The sequence below is a fragment of the Eubacterium sp. BL-380-WT-2B genome, assembly GCF_009696115.1.
Classification (GTDB): Bacteria; Bacillota; Clostridia; order Eubacteriales; family Eubacteriaceae; genus Eubacterium; species Eubacterium callanderi.
Map to the genome: position 1 here is coordinate 322,619 of NZ_VUMP01000002.1, position 15,699 is coordinate 338,317.

The window sequence follows — 15,699 nt, forward strand, 5'->3', positions numbered from 1 at the left end:
AGGAAAAATATGCTGAAGGAAGAAAAAATCAGAGAGGCCGCCAGAGCGGCTGGAATAGAAATGATTGGCTTTGCAGAGCCGCACCCTCTGACAGAGTGGCTGGAGATACTGGAAAAACGCAGAGAGCAGGGAAGGATCACAAGCTTTGAGCGCACACCGCCGTCCAGGCGCGTTGACTACAGCCAGGCCTTTCCAAAAGTAAAGGGGATCATCGTTATTGGCGTGCCTTACTGTACGGAGCTGCCAGAGCCGGAAGATAATACTGCACACGGAAGTATGGCCTCAGTGGCCTGGGGACAGGATTACCATGAGGTGGTTACAGAAAAAATGAATGGCCTCATGGCGCTGTTAAAGGAGACAGCCCCTTCACTTGAATACAGAAGCTATGTGGACAACAGCCGCCTTCTGGACCGGGCCACAGCCTGGCGGGCAGGCCTGGGTTTTTTCGGCAAAAACAATACCCTCATCAATCCAGAATATGGCAGTTTCTTTTTTATTGGGCAGATACTGGTAAGCAGTTTCATCGACTTTAAACATGCTGTGCCGCTTAAAAGCCAATGCGGCACCTGCCAGCGCTGTCTCATGGCATGTCCAAACCAGGCCCTGGGAGAGGGATATACACTGGAGCCTGAACGGTGCGTTTCCTATCTGACCCAGAAGAAAAAACTGACCCCAGAGGAAGAAAGACTGCTGGGCGTCACTTACCTGTACGGCTGTGATGACTGCCAGCGGGCCTGTCCCTGGAATATAAAGAGCTCAGACGGCGGACAGGCCTGGCCGGACATAGTGCCAGAAAGCATTTATCCTGGGCTTGATGAAACTGAAGCGATCAGCGAAGCGGATTTTGAAGAAAAGTTTGGAAAAACAGCTGCTGCCTGGCGTGGAAAAGATGTCCTTGCCCGAAATGCAAGAATTATTAAAAATAACCTAAAAAATCATGCTAAAGATAAGAATTAATGCTATAATAGTTAGCGTGTAATAATTATAGAACCATGATTATCGATATCAATTAGAAGGAGAATTGAATGATTAGAGATCGTTTTGCTCCAAGCCCCACTGGCAACGTGCATGTGGGCAGCTTGCGAACCGCCTTATACAATTATTTGTTTGCCAAAAAGAATAACGGTCAGTTTTTGCTGCGCCTTGAAGATACAGACCGCACCCGCTACGAAGAAGGTGCGGTTGAAAATCTGCTGGGTGCTTTGATGGTAACCGGCGTTGTGCCGGACGAAGGCCTTTTTGAGGAGGACGGTAAAATTGTCCAGAAGGGTGACTACGGCCCTTATATCCAGTCAGAACGTCTGGAAATTTACAAAAAGTACATTGACCAGCTGCTGGAAAACGGGCAGGCTTACTATTGCTTTTGCACGAAGGAGCGTCTGGACGAAGTACGTGAAAAGCAGAAGAGGGCCGCTGAAACACCGCGCTATGACGGGCATTGCCGCAACCTGCCCAGAGAAGAAGTGGAGGCTCGTGTCGCAGCTGGCGAACCCTACGTTATCCGTCTGAAACTGCCGGAAGACCACGTTGTCACCTTTGATGACGCAGTCCGCGGCAGGATTGAGATAAACACCAATGATCTGGATGATCAGGTGTTAATTAAAACCGACGGTTTTCCAACCTACCATTTTGCCGTTGTCGTCGACGACCATCTCATGGGCATTACCCATGTTATCCGGGGCGAGGAATGGCTGCCCTCCACACCCAAGCATGTGTACTTGTACGAATGCTTTGGCTGGGAGCAGCCTCAGTACGTTCACTTATCCAACATCCTGAATGATGACCATAAAAAACTCAGCAAACGCCAGGGCGATGTGTCTGTCGGTGATTTTCTTAAAAAAGGCTATCTTCCGGAAGCTTTGATCAATTTTCTGGCCCTTTTAGGCTGGAGCCCTGAGGATGAGCAGGAAATCTTTTCAATGGACGAGCTGGTCGAAGCCTTTGACCTGTCCAGAATCAATAAATCCGGCGCAGTATTTGACCGGGCAAAACTGGATTGGATGAACGCCCACTATATCAAGGAGCTTCCCATTGAGGAACTGACAGCACGCATGATTCCGTATCTGGTGGACGCTGGCTATATCACGGAGGCGGATATTGAAAAACGTATGCCATGGCTTGAAAAGGTTGGCGAGCTTATGCGTGAGCGGCTCAACTATTTTGCGCAGGTGCCGGAAGAAACAAAAGTGCTCTTTGACCGCAATTTTGAGATTACAGACCAGGAAAGCCTTGATCTTCTGAAAGAAGAAACCGTTCCGGTACTCTTTAATGCTTTGGTCGAAAAGATTACAGAGAGTGACGTGGTGGATACCGAACGCGCCAAAGCGATCCTGAAGGAAATACAGAAAGAACACAAAGCAGAAAAAATAAAAGGGAAAATGCTCTACATGCCTACCCGTATCATGTTGACCGGCGAAATGCACGGCCCCGATTTAACACTGATTATGGATGTACTCGGCAAAGAAGAGCTGTTACTGCGTCTTGACAGAATGCGCAGCATGATCCATTAGAAGTATCTAATGGTTAAGTAGAGGAGGAAAGTGTGTGAAAGAAAAGGTTAATACCAAAAAGACCATCACACTGGTTATTTTTATTGCGATTCTTGCGTTTTGCGGCTATACTCTGTTTCATGGCCTTAGCGTGGGAATTTATGATATTGGAAACATAGGAGACCATGTGCACTATGGTCTGGACCTGACCGGTGGAGTGAATGTTGTGCTTCAGGCTGAAGCGACAGACGACAGCGGTATTACGTCTGAAAAAATGGACAGTACTGTCGCCGCCATAAAAAAACGTGTAGACTCCATGGGTGTCAGCGAAGCCCAGGTTTCAAAACAGGGTGAAGACCGTATCCGCGTGTCCATTCCCTCTGTACAGGACCAGCAACAGGCTCTGGATATGATTGGTAAAACCGCTCAGCTGGAATTTGTGGGCCCGGACGGTGAGGTTATTCTGACCGGTAAAGACGTTGTGGACTCCAAAGCAGTCCAGCAGAAATCAAGCAGCGGACTGGAAGAAGCCGTTGTTACCTTGAAATTTAATGACGAAGGTACTCAGCTTTTTGCCGACGCGACACAAAAGTACCTGAATCAGCAGATATCCATCAAGCTGGATGATGAGGTTATCAGCAGCCCGAAGGTTAACGTGGCCATCACCAATGGTGAGGCCGTGATCGAGGGGATGGCCGATATGGAAGAGGCCGGAAATCTGGCTGAGCTTATCCGCGGCGGCGCGCTGCCGGTCAAGCTGAGCCCAATCGAAGTGACAACCATCGGTCCGACTCTTGGCCAGGATTCCCTGAATCAGAGTTTGATCGCCGGTGCCATCGGTATCGCGGCTGTTCTGCTGTTTATGCTTGTTATGTACAGAGGTCTTGGCTTTATTGCCGATCTGGCTCTGATCATCTATATTATGCTTGATTTGATTTTGATGGTTTTTGCCAATGTTACACTCACCCTGCCAGGGATTGCCGGGATTATTCTTTCCGTGGGTATGGCTGTCGATGCCAATGTTATTATCTTTGAACGTATTAAAGACGAGTCACGCTCCGGAAAATCCATCAATGCCGCCATCGACGTGGGCTTTAAACGGGCCATGGGTACCATTATCGACTCCAATGTCACAACACTGATTGCGGGCTTTGTGCTGTTCTTTATGGGAAGCGGCAGCGTTCAGGGCTTTGCTGTAACACTGATTCTCGGTATTATTGTGAGCTTGCTGACAGCTGTTATTATAACCAAGCATCTGACCAAGCTGGTCATCGGTACGCATCTGTTCGGCAGCGGCAAGTTCTATGGGATCTAAGGAAGGAGCAGAAAGATGAAGACATTAAAACTAGTTGAAAAAAGTAAAATCTGGTTCAGTATCGCAATCGTTCTGGTTCTTATCAGTGTAGGTTCCCTGCTTATAAGAGGCTTGAATTTTGGGATCGACTTTGTAGGCGGTACCATTGTTACCATTGATCTGCATACGCAGTTCAACACCGACGACGCACGTCAGATTACAGATCAATACGACAAAAGTGCGGAGATAACATATGCCGGCGACGGTCAGGACCGCATTGTAATCAGTACCAAAGAAAGTCTTGACACTGACCAGCGCAAGGAGCTGTTTAATCAGTTCAAGGATAAATACAGTCTCCAGGACAGCGATTTGGTCTCTGTCGATACTGTTACAGCCACAGTCGGCTCTGAAACAGCGCGCAACGCAGTGGTCGCATCGGCCATAGCGGTTCTGCTTATGCTGATCTATATTACTTTCCGGTTCGAGTTCTATTTTGGACTCTCAGCCATCATTGCGCTGCTTTACGACATTACCATTGTCATTGGGGTTTACGCTCTGTTCCAGATCCAGGTCAATGCGCCTTTTATTGCGGCTATTCTGACTATTTTGGGGTATTCCATCAATGATACCATTGTTGTGTTTGACCGTATCCGTGAAAATGAAACCCGGATTGGCATGCGCGACATTAACGAGCTGGTCAATGTGAGTGTCTCACAGACCCTGAAACGAAGCATCAACACAGTTGTGACAACACTTCTGGCCATTTTGGCTCTGTATATCTTTGGCGTAGAAGCGATCAGAAGCTTTGCCCTGCCATTGATCGTCGGGATTGTCAGTGGCTGCTACTCATCAATATTTGTAGCCAGCCCGTTGTGGGTACAGTTTCAGAAGCGGTTCCCAAATTCCAAGAGCAATAAAAAGAATAAAAAAAGAGCGGTTTCAAATACCAATAAGGGTAGAAATAAACAGCCGCAGGTATAAAAGTAAGAAACCAGGAGCCGGCTGCACGGTTGAGCAGCCGGTTTCTTTGTATAGAGGAAACATATGGTAAACACAATTTGGAAAGAACGAAAAAGCAAAACAGAAGCCAACATTGCGGCAGTGGAGGAACTGACAGAGGAATGTGGCCTGACGCCTTTGTCGGCCAGACTGCTGGTCAAGCGTGGCTATGACACTGCTGATAAGGCAATGGCCTATTTGGAGCCGGACTTCTCGGATTTTTATGACCCCTTTGGACTGCCGGACATGCAGAAAGCTGTCGACAGATTGTTGAAGGCCAGGGAGCAGGGGGAAAAGGTCTGTATCTACGGCGATTATGACGCAGACGGCACCACTGCAGTATCTATTCTGATGCGCTATTTTAAGGGCATTGGAATCGAAGCCTTTTACCGGATACCCAACCGTCTGGAGGAGGGCTACGGTATGAATATCCCAGCCCTTGAGGCAGTTATTAAGATGGGAGCCACTTTGATTGTAAGTGTGGACAACGGTATTGCCGCCCATGAACAGGTGGACTACTGTAACGAACAGGGTGTTGATGTAATTGTAACAGACCATCATGAGTGCCAGGGAGAAGTCCCCCGGGCACTGGCGGTTGTGGACGCAAAGCGGGAGGATTCGGACTATCCCTTTTCAGAGCTCTGTGGTGCAGGAATTGCGCTGAAAATGGTGATGGCCCTGGACAGGGTTCTGGAACTGGACTCAGATTTACAGGAGTACATAGAATGTGCGGCCATCGCTACTGTAGCCGATATTGTGCCGTTGAAGAGCGAGAACCGTATCATTGCCTCCCTGGGCATTGATTATCTGAATACCAGTCCAGTCAATCTTGGAATTCGGGCGTTGATTGAGGTCAGTGAGCTTAAGCGGGTAAATGCTGGAAACATCGGCTTTGTCATAGCGCCGAAGATCAATGCGGCAGGCCGTTTAGGTGAGGCCGGTAAGGTAGTTGAGCTTTACATGACACAGGATGAAGCACAGGCGGCAGAAATCGCAGCATATCTGAGCATGGAAAACCGAAAACGGCAGGATATTGAGCAGGAGATTTTAGAGCTGGCTAAGGCGCAGGTAGAGCAGCAGCACCTTGATGAGCAGGGCATTATGGTAGTGGCCGGGGACGGCTGGCACCCTGGAGTCATTGGCATTGTAGCCAGTAAGCTTCAGGAAACCTGGTATCATCCTGTCGTTGTCATCGGCATAGACGAAAAGGGAATGGGCAAGGGATCGTGCAGGAGTGTGGAGGGCTTTAATATTTTCGAGGCGCTCCAGAGCTGTTCGGAGCTTTTTACGACCTTTGGAGGGCATGAGCAGGCGGCGGGCCTGAGCATTTCTGCGGAAGATATTCCCCAATTTGCCGAAAAGGTCAATGACTATGCGTCAGAAAAGGGGATTGACCGTCTTTTGACCAAGACAATGTACTATGACAGTGTTATGGGGATAGGCGATGTGAGTGAGGCTCTGGCCGAAGAGCTGGACCAGTTTGAGCCCTACGGTGTAGGAAATCCCGGACCGGTATTTTTAATGGAGGGACTAAAGCCGCAGGACGCCCGGAAAATGGGGAGTGATAAAACACATCTCATGTTTTCGCTACCGCCCTACCGTTGTGTGGGCTTTGGAATGGGGGCAACTCTGGATGATGGAACCGACGGTCAATTTTCTATCCTATGTAAACCAGAAATTAATTGCTTTCGAGACAAAAAAAGCGTACAATTATTATTAAAAGATATTAAACGGTCGCCTTTTTACCACAATCAGTCCGCCTATAATCTGGTGGAGCGGATCAAAAACGCGCCGGTGGCAGAACTTCCGGAGCTTGGATTGACAGACCTTGATCGTGAAGCCATGAACCTGACAAGGGAGGATCTGAAGCTGATCTATACCCTGATGCGCCAGGTGCAATTAAGGGGAGCGGCAGTCGATCAGATCGTTCGGAAATTTGAGACGCTCAATGTCTTTAAGTTGCTGGTCGGCCTGAATATTCTTCAGGAGTCTGAGCTTATCCGGTTCCGGCTTAAAAAGGGAGTGGTCTTTTGTGAAATTCTTGCGTCAAATGGAAAAAAAGATATTCAAAAGGCACCGTTAATGGTAAAATTAAGAACATATCTTGATTATGAATGATTAATAAGAAAAGAGAAGGATACGAAATGGATATTAAGAGCAAAATCGATATTTTTGAAGGTTTCCCAAAGGAAGGAATCAGTTTTAAGGATATTAACAGTCTGATCCGCGACCCGGAGGCGTTTAAGTTTGTCATTGACGAATTTCATAAAATTGCCAAGGCGCTTGATGTTAATCTGGTGTGTATTCCAGAGGCGAGAGGCTACATTTTTGGCACGCCACTGGCCTACCTCCTGAACGTGGGGCTGGTTCCGGTGCGTAAGCCAGGCAAACTGCCTGGCGAGGTTGTGGCAGAGGAATACGACCTTGAATACGGCACGAACACTGTCGAAATTCAGAAAAGCGCCATCAAACCCGGGGACCGTGTGGTTATCATTGACGACCTGCTGGCAACCGGCGGAACCATGAAGGCGGCAATCGACCTGGTAGAAAAGCTCGGCGGCGAAGTCTGCGGCGCATTGTTTTTAATAGAATTGACTGAGCTGAAGGGGCGGGAAAATCTCAAGGATTATTTTGTATCCAGCTTAGTACAGTATCCGGTATAAAACACTGAAAATGACCGGGGCTTTTTAGCTTCGGTCATTCTTTATCCAGTGTAGGCACTTATAGAAATAAAGGTGGGCAGAACCATGGCAAACGAAGCAATAGAACATAAAATTGATAGTTTAATCGAACTTGTGAAAAAGAACAATCCGGACGCGGATACTGAGTTGATTCTAAAGGCGTACCACCTGGCAGACGGGGCCCATAAGGACCAGAAGCGTCTGTCAGGAGAGGCCTATATCATCCATCCTGTTTCGGTTGCGTATATTTTAGCAGAGTATAAGATGGATACGGAAACCATAGTTGCTGCCATTCTGCACGATGTGATTGAGGACACTTCGTATACTTACGATGATATTAAGGAAATGTTCAACGAACAGGTGGCCGACCTGGTCGAGGGTGTTACCAAAATCGGCAAAATTGAGTATCAGTCAAAGGAAGAAAGCCAGGCCGAGAACCTTCGGAAAATGGTTCTTGCAATGTCAAAGGACATCCGCGTTATCCTAATCAAGCTCGTGGACCGTCTGCACAATATGCGGACTCTGGAGTACATGAAGGAGTCCAAGCAGATTGAAAAATCCAGAGAAACGCTGGATATATACGCGCCTATTGCGAACCGTCTGGGGATACAGACCATCAAGGCAGAGCTTGAAGACCTTGCGTTAAAATATCTGGACCCTGACGGCTATTACGACCTTGTAAAAAAGGTCAAAATGAAAAAGCAGTCCCGTGAGGAATATATCAATAAGGTCATTAAGATTTTAGAGAAAAAGATTGATGAAGTGGGGATTGAAGCAAAAATCTATGGCCGCTCCAAGCATTTTTATTCCATCTACAGAAAAATGAAGGCCCAGAACCGCAACTTTGACGAGATCTATGACCTCATTGCAGTGCGTGTGATTGTGGACAGCGTAAAGGACTGTTACGGCGTGTTGGGGATTGTCCATACGCAGTGGAAACCTATTCCCGGACGCTTCAAGGATTATATCGCAATGCCGAAGCCCAATATGTACCAGTCCATTCACACCACGGTCATCGGGCCAAACGGCGACCCTTTTGAGATTCAGATCCGGACCAAGGAAATGCATGAGACAGCAGAGTACGGGATTGCCGCGCACTGGAAATACAAAGAAGGCATTACTGACAGCAACAACAAGGAGCTTCGGTATGAAAATAAAATGTCCTGGCTCCGCCAGATTCTTGAGTGGCAGAAGGAGCTGGATAATGCTAACGATTTGGTGGAAACCATCAAGGTTGACCTGCTCAACGAGGAGGTTTATGTATTTACTCCACAGGGCAAGGTGGTCGAGCTGCCAATGGGCTCCTGCCCGCTGGATTTTGCTTACCGCATCCACAGCGATGTAGGGAACTCCTGCGTGGGCGCCAAGGTTAATGGTAAAATCGTACCCCTTAACTATACACTGAATAATGGGGACATTGTGGAGATTATGACTTCCAAAAACTCCAACGGTCCAAGCCGTGACTGGCTCAATTTTACCAAAAGTGCTCATGCCCGCAACAAAATACGGCAGTATTTCAAAAAAGAAGAAAAAGAAGAAAATATTGCCAAGGGCAAGACCATGCTGGAGCGTGAGATTAAGCGAGAAGGCCTCCAGGATACCAAGCTTCTGAGCACGAGTGAACTGGAAGTGGTCAGTGACAAAATGGGTTATAAGACCCTCAGTGATTTCTATGCCGCCATTGGCTACAGCGGCGTGAAGATAGGTACCGTTCTGCAGAAAATGCGGCTGCTCTTCCCCAAGGAGTTCCCAGAACCCGAAGAGGAAGTGGTTATTAAAAAAACCGCTAAGCTCAAGAAATCCAACAGCAGTGTTATTGTGGCAGGGCACAACGAAATCGACGTGCGCTTTTCCAAGTGCTGTAACCCTGTACCCGGAGACAAAATTGTGGGTTATATCACGGTTGGCAGAGGAATCTCTGTTCACCGGACCGACTGCCCCAATGTGCTGGGAATGACAGACCCCAGCCGCATTGTCGATGTTGAATGGAACAAGTTTGGCATAGGCGGCAGTTTTACGGCTGAAATTCAAATTAAAGCCCGTGAAAAACAGGGACTGCTCATTGAAATCTCTAAGATTTTCCTTGAGATGAATATCCCCCTTACTGCCTTAACGGCCAGAAATGAAAAGGGAGAGTTTGATTATTTCTCCGCAACCTTTGAGGTCAAGACCAGGAGAGAACTCAACCTCCTCATTAAAAATTTAAATAAAATACCGGAAATCATCAGTATTCACCGTGTATAGGAGCGAACATGAGAGCAGTTATTCAGCGTGTAAAAGTATCAGAAGTCAAGGTGGGAGACCGGGTAATCGGCTCCATTGGCCGTGGCTTTAACCTCTTGTTGGGTATAAAGGAAGACGATACAGAAAAGGATATGGACTATATCATCCAGAAGACCGTAAACCTGCGTGTATTTGAGGATGAAGAGGGAAAAATGAACCTCTCTCTTATGGATGTGGGCGGCGAGCTGCTGGTTGTCTCACAGTTTACTCTTTACGGCGACTGCCGAAAAGGGCGCAGACCGAGCTTTTCGAAAAGCGGCCCTGTGGACGCGGCAAAGGCCAAGTATGAGCTCTTTCTGGAAAAACTGAAGAAGGAACCCATTGCCAAAATAGAGACTGGAGAGTTTCAGGCAGAAATGGAGGTATCCATCGTCAATGACGGTCCGGTAACCCTTCTGTTGGACAGTGAAAAACAGTTTTAGGAGAAATAATAATGATGAAAATAGTAAAATTAATAGTGGGCCCGATGGCTTCCAACTGTTATATCGCCTGGGATGAGGATACAAAGGATGCGGTTATTATCGACCCGGGCTTCGAGGATGACCGTATTATGGAAACTGTGGAAAAACATGGTTTAAAGGTTGGTAAAATTCTGCTGACTCACGGCCATTTTGACCACATAGGCGGTCTGGAAAAGACAAAAGCCCAGACTGGGGCAAAGGTTTATATTTACGCAGATGATGCGGATACCCTGACTTCGGCGGGTAAAAACCTGTCGACTATGGTGGGACAGCCTATGAATCCCGGACCGGCGGACGTACTGCTTCGCGATGGGGATGAAGTGGAAATCAGCCCGAATATTAAGCTGACCACCATCCATACACCAGGGCATACTGTAGGCAGCTGCTGCTTTGTGGGAGAGGACGTGATTTTTTCAGGAGATACTCTGTTTGAAGGCTCCATCGGACGAACCGATTTTCCAGGCGGAAGCTATGAAAATATGATGAAGTCTCTGAGCCGCCTCATGACCTATGACGACGATATGACCGTATTGCCAGGCCATGGTGAAAATACAGATATTGCCTATGAGAGGGCACGGAATCCTTTTATTGCCAGAGGTTAACCCTTGGAAAAACTAAGTTTTATGCTGGCAGACCGCTTTTATGAATATCCCTGCTTTGAGATGTACCAGCAATTCAGGCCTGAGGTTCCCGTTGTTTTTAACGAGGAGCTTGAGGACCGTATTGACGTCGATTTAAGCGGCGGGGTACTGGTGCTTACGGCATTGGAGAAAGGCGAAGTGATTCTGCAAAAAGAATATGACTATGAAAAGAAACCCCTGGATAAACAATCCTTCAAAGGGTTTCTTTATCTATTTTTATGTGAATTAATTGGTTATACTCTGGACTGGGGAACGATGACTGGTATTAAGCCGGTCAAAATGGCTCATAACCTGTTAAAAGAAGGGCGGACACCTTTACAGGTAAAACAGTGTCTGATAGAAAAATATCAGGCCTCAGAAAGTAAAATTGAGCTGATAACCGGCATCGCACAGAGAGAAATGGGGATTATCTATCCCCTGAGCCAGAAAAAAGTGAGTGTATATGTAGGGATTCCGCTCTGTATTGCCAAATGCTCTTACTGCTCCTTTATTTCAACTGTAGCGGATAAAAAACAAACCATTGTATCAGAATATCTGGAAAACCTGTTGTACGAAGTACGCCTGACAGGACGTTACCTCAAAGAAAAAGGTATTGCGACCGATACCCTTTACATTGGCGGAGGCACCCCTTCCATTTTGGATGAGGGGCAGCTGGAGACACTGTTAACTACCCTTGATGAAGAACTGGATCTGCAGGGCCTCAGAGAATACACCTTTGAAGCCGGCCGGCCCGAGACCACAAATCTCCGAAAGCTGGAAATACTCAAGGCTCACGGTGTAGACCGTGTCTGTCTTAACCCCCAGACCATGAACGCAGACACACTGGCGGCTGTAAACCGGAATTATCCTCCGCAGGCTATTTTAGATACCTATGAAGCGATCCGCGAGGTGGGTTTTGAGAGTGTGAACATGGATTTGATTTTAGGTCTGAACCGCGAAAGTGAGAAGGCCTTTATGCGCTCGTTAGGCCAGGTTATCGCTTTGGGGCCTGAAAATATTACCATACACTGCCTGGCTGTTAAAAAAGGTTCTGCCATTAAAACAGCCACCGGACGACAGGTAGAAAACCCTTATTCAAAGGACTTCTGCGCCGGTATTCAAGAGGAACTGGGACGCAGGGGGTATCGGCCCTATTATCTGTACCGTCAAAAATACACGCAGGGAAACGGTGAAAATATCGGGTACTGCCTGGAGAACAGGGAAGGCATTTACAATATTCTTATGATGGCCGAGAAACAGTCCATTATCGGTATTGGAGCGGGCTCATCCGGTAAACTTTACGTACCGGAGATTGATCGTTTCGATCGAATTTTTACTGTAAAAGACGTTAAAACTTACAACGAGCGCACCGAAGAGATTGTGGAAAAAAAGATAGCTCAGTATGAAGCTTTTTTCGGTGAGAGGGTATAAAACAAATAAAATTGGAAGTGGTAGATATGATTTTTATTGAAATGACGGAAAAACACTTAAAAGAAGCCTCCAAGCTTTTTGCCAGGGCTTTTAATACACCCCCCTGGAAGGACAGCTGGACACCTGAGCGTGCAGAGAAGCGTCTGGAGCTTATGCTTTCCAATAACAGTGCCAGTGCCATGGTAGCCCTTGATGACCATGAGTATATAGTTGGAATGATTCTGGGTGACTATGAGTACGAGGATACTAAGATGGCCTTTCAAATTAAGGAGTTCTGTGTAGATGTTGATCATAAGGGCGAGGGCATAGGTACCCGGCTTTTAGATGAAATGACCAAGCATGTAAAAAAGAACGGTGTGGAGGAAATTATTCTAATGACTCTGAGAGCGCCGGAAACCCATGAGTTTTATAAAAGTCTTGGCTATTCTGGTGTAGACGAATGGCTGATGATGCATAAAGAGCTTTAATGATTATACGGCCTGCCCTTGGTAAAGAGGCAGGTCTTTTTTATTCTCTTGACTCAATCTATAATGAATGATATTATTTGACTAATGTAATAAAAATAGTCAAATGTGAGAAAAGAGGATTGGAAATGCCAAGGGCTTATTCGGATCAGGAGCGGGCTTATATCCGCCAGAGGCTTCATGAGGAAGCCATCTTATGTATTAAACAGTATGGAATGCGCAAGACGTCAGTCGATGAGCTGGTACGCCGGGTCAATATTCCCAAGGGGACCTTTTACCTGTTTTATCCCTCCAAGGAAATGCTCTTCTTTGAGGTGATGATGGACTTCCATGATAATGTACAGGAAGAGGTTTTGAAAGCCGTCGGAGCCTTAAAAGACAATGTGACCCCGGATACATTGACGGATTTGCTTTTCCGTTTTTGTAAAATGGCGGACGACAGTATTCTTATGCCAATGATTGTGAGCGGTGATCTGGAGCTGCTCATGCGCAGGCTGCCCGACGAAGTGGTAGCAGCGCACCAGGCCCAGGATGATTTCAGTGTCGAGCATCTGGCAGCTATGCTGCCGGGAGTGGAGGGAAAAAATCTGGAGCTGTTCAGCGCTGCTCTGAGAGCAGTATTTTTACTGCTCCTGCATAAAAGAGAGATCGGTGCCCCGATATTTGACGATGTGCTGAAAATGCTGCTGCACGGTGTGGTTATTCAGCTTTTTGAGGTGAAAGATGATTAGAGCAGAAAATTTGAGTTTCAGCTATACTCATAAGCCTTTCATAAAGTCGATCAGTTTTGAGGTGAAGCGAGGTGAGATCTTTGGCTTTTTAGGGCCTTCCGGCGCAGGGAAAAGTACCCTTCAGAAAATCCTGACGGGTATACTGCCTGGCTATGGCGGCAGCGCTGTGGTCAACGGGAAGGAGGTCCGGAATCACAGCAACAGCTTTTATGAGCAGATTGGTGTGGATTTTGAGTTTCCGAGCTTCTATGAAAAAATGACTGCACGTGAGAACCTTGATTTTTTTGGTTCACTTTATAAAGGTCCTCTGCAGCCGATTGAGGGACTTTTAGAAAGTGTTGGTCTGGAAAAGGACGGAGATAAAAAGGTATCGGCTTATTCAAAAGGAATGAAATCTCGCCTCAATTTTGTCAAAGCCATTCGACACAATCCGGATATTCTCTTTCTGGATGAGCCCACAAGCGGCCTTGACCCTGTGAGCAGCAGTCATATGAAGGCCTTAATCAGAGAGCAGCGCAGTCAGGGAAAGGCGATTATTCTGACAACTCATAATATGCAGGATGCCACAGAGCTCTGCGATCGTGTTGCTTTTATCGTCGATGGCGAGATGAAAGCAGTGGATACGCCACACCACCTGATAATGTCAAAGGGAGCCGCCAGGGTTACCTATTCTTATTTAGATGGCGTTGAGAAAAGTGCATCCTGCCCTCTTGGTGCCCTGTCTGATGATTCTTTGCTTGCCGGGCTGATCAAGAGCAATCGCCTGTTATCCATACACAGCAGCGAACCAACCCTTAACGATATTTTTATCGAAATGACAGGGAGGGCGCTGCAATGAGAATTGTGTGTCTTTTAAAGGGCGATATTCGTCAGCAGTGGAAGTACGGTTTTTATGGTTTATACCTGATTTTGACTTTGATCTATGCGGGCGTACTGTCCATACTGCCGTCGAACTGGAAGGTGACTGGTACTGCGTTAATTATCTTTTCCGATCCGGCAGCTCTGGGGCTGTTCTTCATGGGAGCCGTCATTCTTCTGGAGCGGAGCCAGCGTGTGCTGGAATCCCTTGCTGTTTCACCGGTGCGCCCGGAAGAATATATTGTTTCCAAAGCCTTGTCTCTGGCCTTGATCAGCACCCTGGCCGCAGCGGTGCTGGGTGTGGTAGGCGGCAGCCCGAGCCTGCCCCTTTTATGTGCCGGCACATTTACTGGCGCGATGCTTTTCAGCATGGTAGGTCTGGCAGCAGGTACCAGTATTTCTACGATTAACCAGTTTATATTGGTAACTGTGCCTATTGAGCTGGTGATCTTTGGCCCCGCGATTTTGTGGGTAGCGGGTTATCGGCCTTGGATGCTCGGTCTGCACCCCGGTGTGGCGGTTTATCAGCTCATAAGCGGAAATATTAATTGGACAGCGCTCAGCCTTCTTCTGTGGCTGGCAGCAGCATTTTTTACGGCGCGGGCTGCTTATATAAAAATGACCCGTTATCTTGGAAGTGTGACATTATGAGGGCACTGAATCGTTCGTTTTGTTACTTTATTCGTCAGATTGCAGCAGACAGGATGCTGGTTATGGTATGTGCAGCCCCACCGCTTTGCGGTGCGTTTTTCCGATTCGGTATTCCGGTACTGGAGCCGTTGTTTGTTAGATGGTTTGGCTTTGGGCTTGAGTCTTACTATTTATTGCTGGACCTGCTCCTTTCCGGTATCACTCCTTACATGTTGTGCTTTGTTTCGGCCATGGTTATTTTGGACGAGACTGACAGTCATATGAGCGCCTATCTCTGTGTCACTCCAATTGGTAAAAATGGATATCTGGTGTCACGGCTGGCTTTCCCCGCTGCGGTTTCAGGGCTGGTATCCTTTTGTGTTCTGGCAGTTTTCAGGCTGTCAGTTGATTCAATCTTTATCATGGCCAGTCTGTCCCTGCAGTCTGCGGTTCTGGGGATGCTGGCAGCCATGCTTATTGTCAGTCTGTCCTCCAATAAAGTAGAAGGGATGGCAATCAGCAAGCTTTCAGGTCTTATTCTGTTTGGTATGGTGATTCCCTTTGTATTCAAGGGAGGTGGAAAGTATGTGTTCGGCTTAATGCCCTCTTTCTGGATTGCCCAGTGGGCCATAACGCCGGGCTTCTTTGCCATCCTCTTATTTTCAGGGACATCGGTTCTCTGGTTTTTTGTGCTATGGCGCCGTTTTTCATTAAAGCTGACCTAGCACAGGAGACTGAAACTTGAAATTTTTCCTGGT

General features: G+C 47.3%; 15 protein-coding genes. All 15 read left to right on the plus strand.

What is annotated here, in order from left to right; all coding sequences use genetic code 11:
* Positions 1 to 9 precede the first annotated feature (9 nt).
* The gene (gene queG, locus FYJ53_RS04510; RefSeq protein WP_090413287.1) at positions 10 to 957 is read left to right on the plus strand and encodes a tRNA epoxyqueuosine(34) reductase QueG; all 948 of its coding nucleotides are present in this window, start codon (positions 10 to 12) and stop codon (positions 955 to 957) included.
* A gap of 68 nt (positions 958 to 1,025) precedes the next feature.
* The gene (gene gltX / locus FYJ53_RS04515) at positions 1,026 to 2,510 is read left to right on the plus strand and encodes a glutamate--tRNA ligase (RefSeq protein WP_090413289.1); all 1,485 of its coding nucleotides are present in this window, start codon (positions 1,026 to 1,028) and stop codon (positions 2,508 to 2,510) included.
* A gap of 34 nt (positions 2,511 to 2,544) precedes the next feature.
* Positions 2,545 to 3,804 carry a protein translocase subunit SecD gene (gene secD, locus FYJ53_RS04520; RefSeq protein ID WP_090413290.1) on the plus strand — a complete coding sequence of 420 codons (1,260 nt, stop codon included), beginning with the start codon at positions 2,545 to 2,547 and terminating at the stop codon, positions 3,802 to 3,804.
* A gap of 15 nt (positions 3,805 to 3,819) precedes the next feature.
* Complete coding sequence (gene secF, locus FYJ53_RS04525) at positions 3,820 to 4,764, plus strand: protein translocase subunit SecF (protein ID WP_013381785.1); 945 nt, start codon at positions 3,820 to 3,822, stop codon at positions 4,762 to 4,764.
* Between the two features lie 63 nt (positions 4,765 to 4,827).
* Positions 4,828 to 6,900, plus strand: a complete 2,073-nt coding sequence (gene recJ / locus FYJ53_RS04530; RefSeq protein WP_090413292.1) for a single-stranded-DNA-specific exonuclease RecJ — start codon at positions 4,828 to 4,830, stop codon at positions 6,898 to 6,900.
* Positions 6,901 to 6,926: 26 nt separating this feature from the next.
* Entirely contained in the window at positions 6,927 to 7,445 is a 519-nt protein-coding gene (locus FYJ53_RS04535; RefSeq protein WP_013381783.1) for an adenine phosphoribosyltransferase, read from the plus strand.
* Between the two features lie 84 nt (positions 7,446 to 7,529).
* A complete protein-coding gene (locus FYJ53_RS04540; RefSeq protein WP_013381782.1) occupies positions 7,530 to 9,707 on the plus strand; it encodes a bifunctional (p)ppGpp synthetase/guanosine-3',5'-bis(diphosphate) 3'-pyrophosphohydrolase in 2,178 nt (725 codons plus the stop codon).
* Positions 9,708 to 9,715: 8 nt separating this feature from the next.
* Positions 9,716 to 10,168: a D-aminoacyl-tRNA deacylase gene (gene dtd / locus FYJ53_RS04545; protein WP_090413297.1), complete on the plus strand. Its 453-nt coding sequence runs from the start codon at positions 9,716 to 9,718 to the stop codon at positions 10,166 to 10,168.
* A gap of 11 nt (positions 10,169 to 10,179) precedes the next feature.
* Positions 10,180 to 10,809, plus strand: coding sequence for an MBL fold metallo-hydrolase (locus FYJ53_RS04550; protein ID WP_013381780.1), 630 nt, complete (start codon positions 10,180 to 10,182; stop codon positions 10,807 to 10,809).
* A gap of 3 nt (positions 10,810 to 10,812) precedes the next feature.
* Positions 10,813 to 12,258 (plus strand): coproporphyrinogen dehydrogenase HemZ, encoded by a 1,446-nt coding sequence (gene hemZ / locus FYJ53_RS04555; RefSeq protein WP_090413300.1) that lies wholly within the window; start codon positions 10,813 to 10,815, stop codon positions 12,256 to 12,258.
* 26 nt (positions 12,259 to 12,284) lie between these two features.
* A complete protein-coding gene (locus tag FYJ53_RS04560) occupies positions 12,285 to 12,725 on the plus strand; it encodes a GNAT family N-acetyltransferase (protein ID WP_090413302.1) in 441 nt (146 codons plus the stop codon).
* A gap of 125 nt (positions 12,726 to 12,850) precedes the next feature.
* Positions 12,851 to 13,453, plus strand: coding sequence for a TetR/AcrR family transcriptional regulator (locus tag FYJ53_RS04565; RefSeq protein ID WP_013381777.1), 603 nt, complete (start codon positions 12,851 to 12,853; stop codon positions 13,451 to 13,453).
* Positions 13,446 to 14,291, plus strand: coding sequence for an ABC transporter ATP-binding protein (locus FYJ53_RS04570; RefSeq protein ID WP_090413303.1), 846 nt, complete (start codon positions 13,446 to 13,448; stop codon positions 14,289 to 14,291). The genes FYJ53_RS04565 and FYJ53_RS04570 overlap by 8 nt, the downstream gene beginning before the upstream one ends.
* A complete protein-coding gene (locus FYJ53_RS04575) occupies positions 14,288 to 14,962 on the plus strand; it encodes a hypothetical protein (protein WP_013381775.1) in 675 nt (224 codons plus the stop codon). Before FYJ53_RS04570 ends, FYJ53_RS04575 begins: the two co-directional genes overlap by 4 nt.
* The gene (locus FYJ53_RS04580; protein WP_013381774.1) at positions 14,959 to 15,666 is read left to right on the plus strand and encodes a hypothetical protein; all 708 of its coding nucleotides are present in this window, start codon (positions 14,959 to 14,961) and stop codon (positions 15,664 to 15,666) included. The genes FYJ53_RS04575 and FYJ53_RS04580 overlap by 4 nt, the downstream gene beginning before the upstream one ends.
* Positions 15,667 to 15,699: the final 33 nt, after the last annotated feature.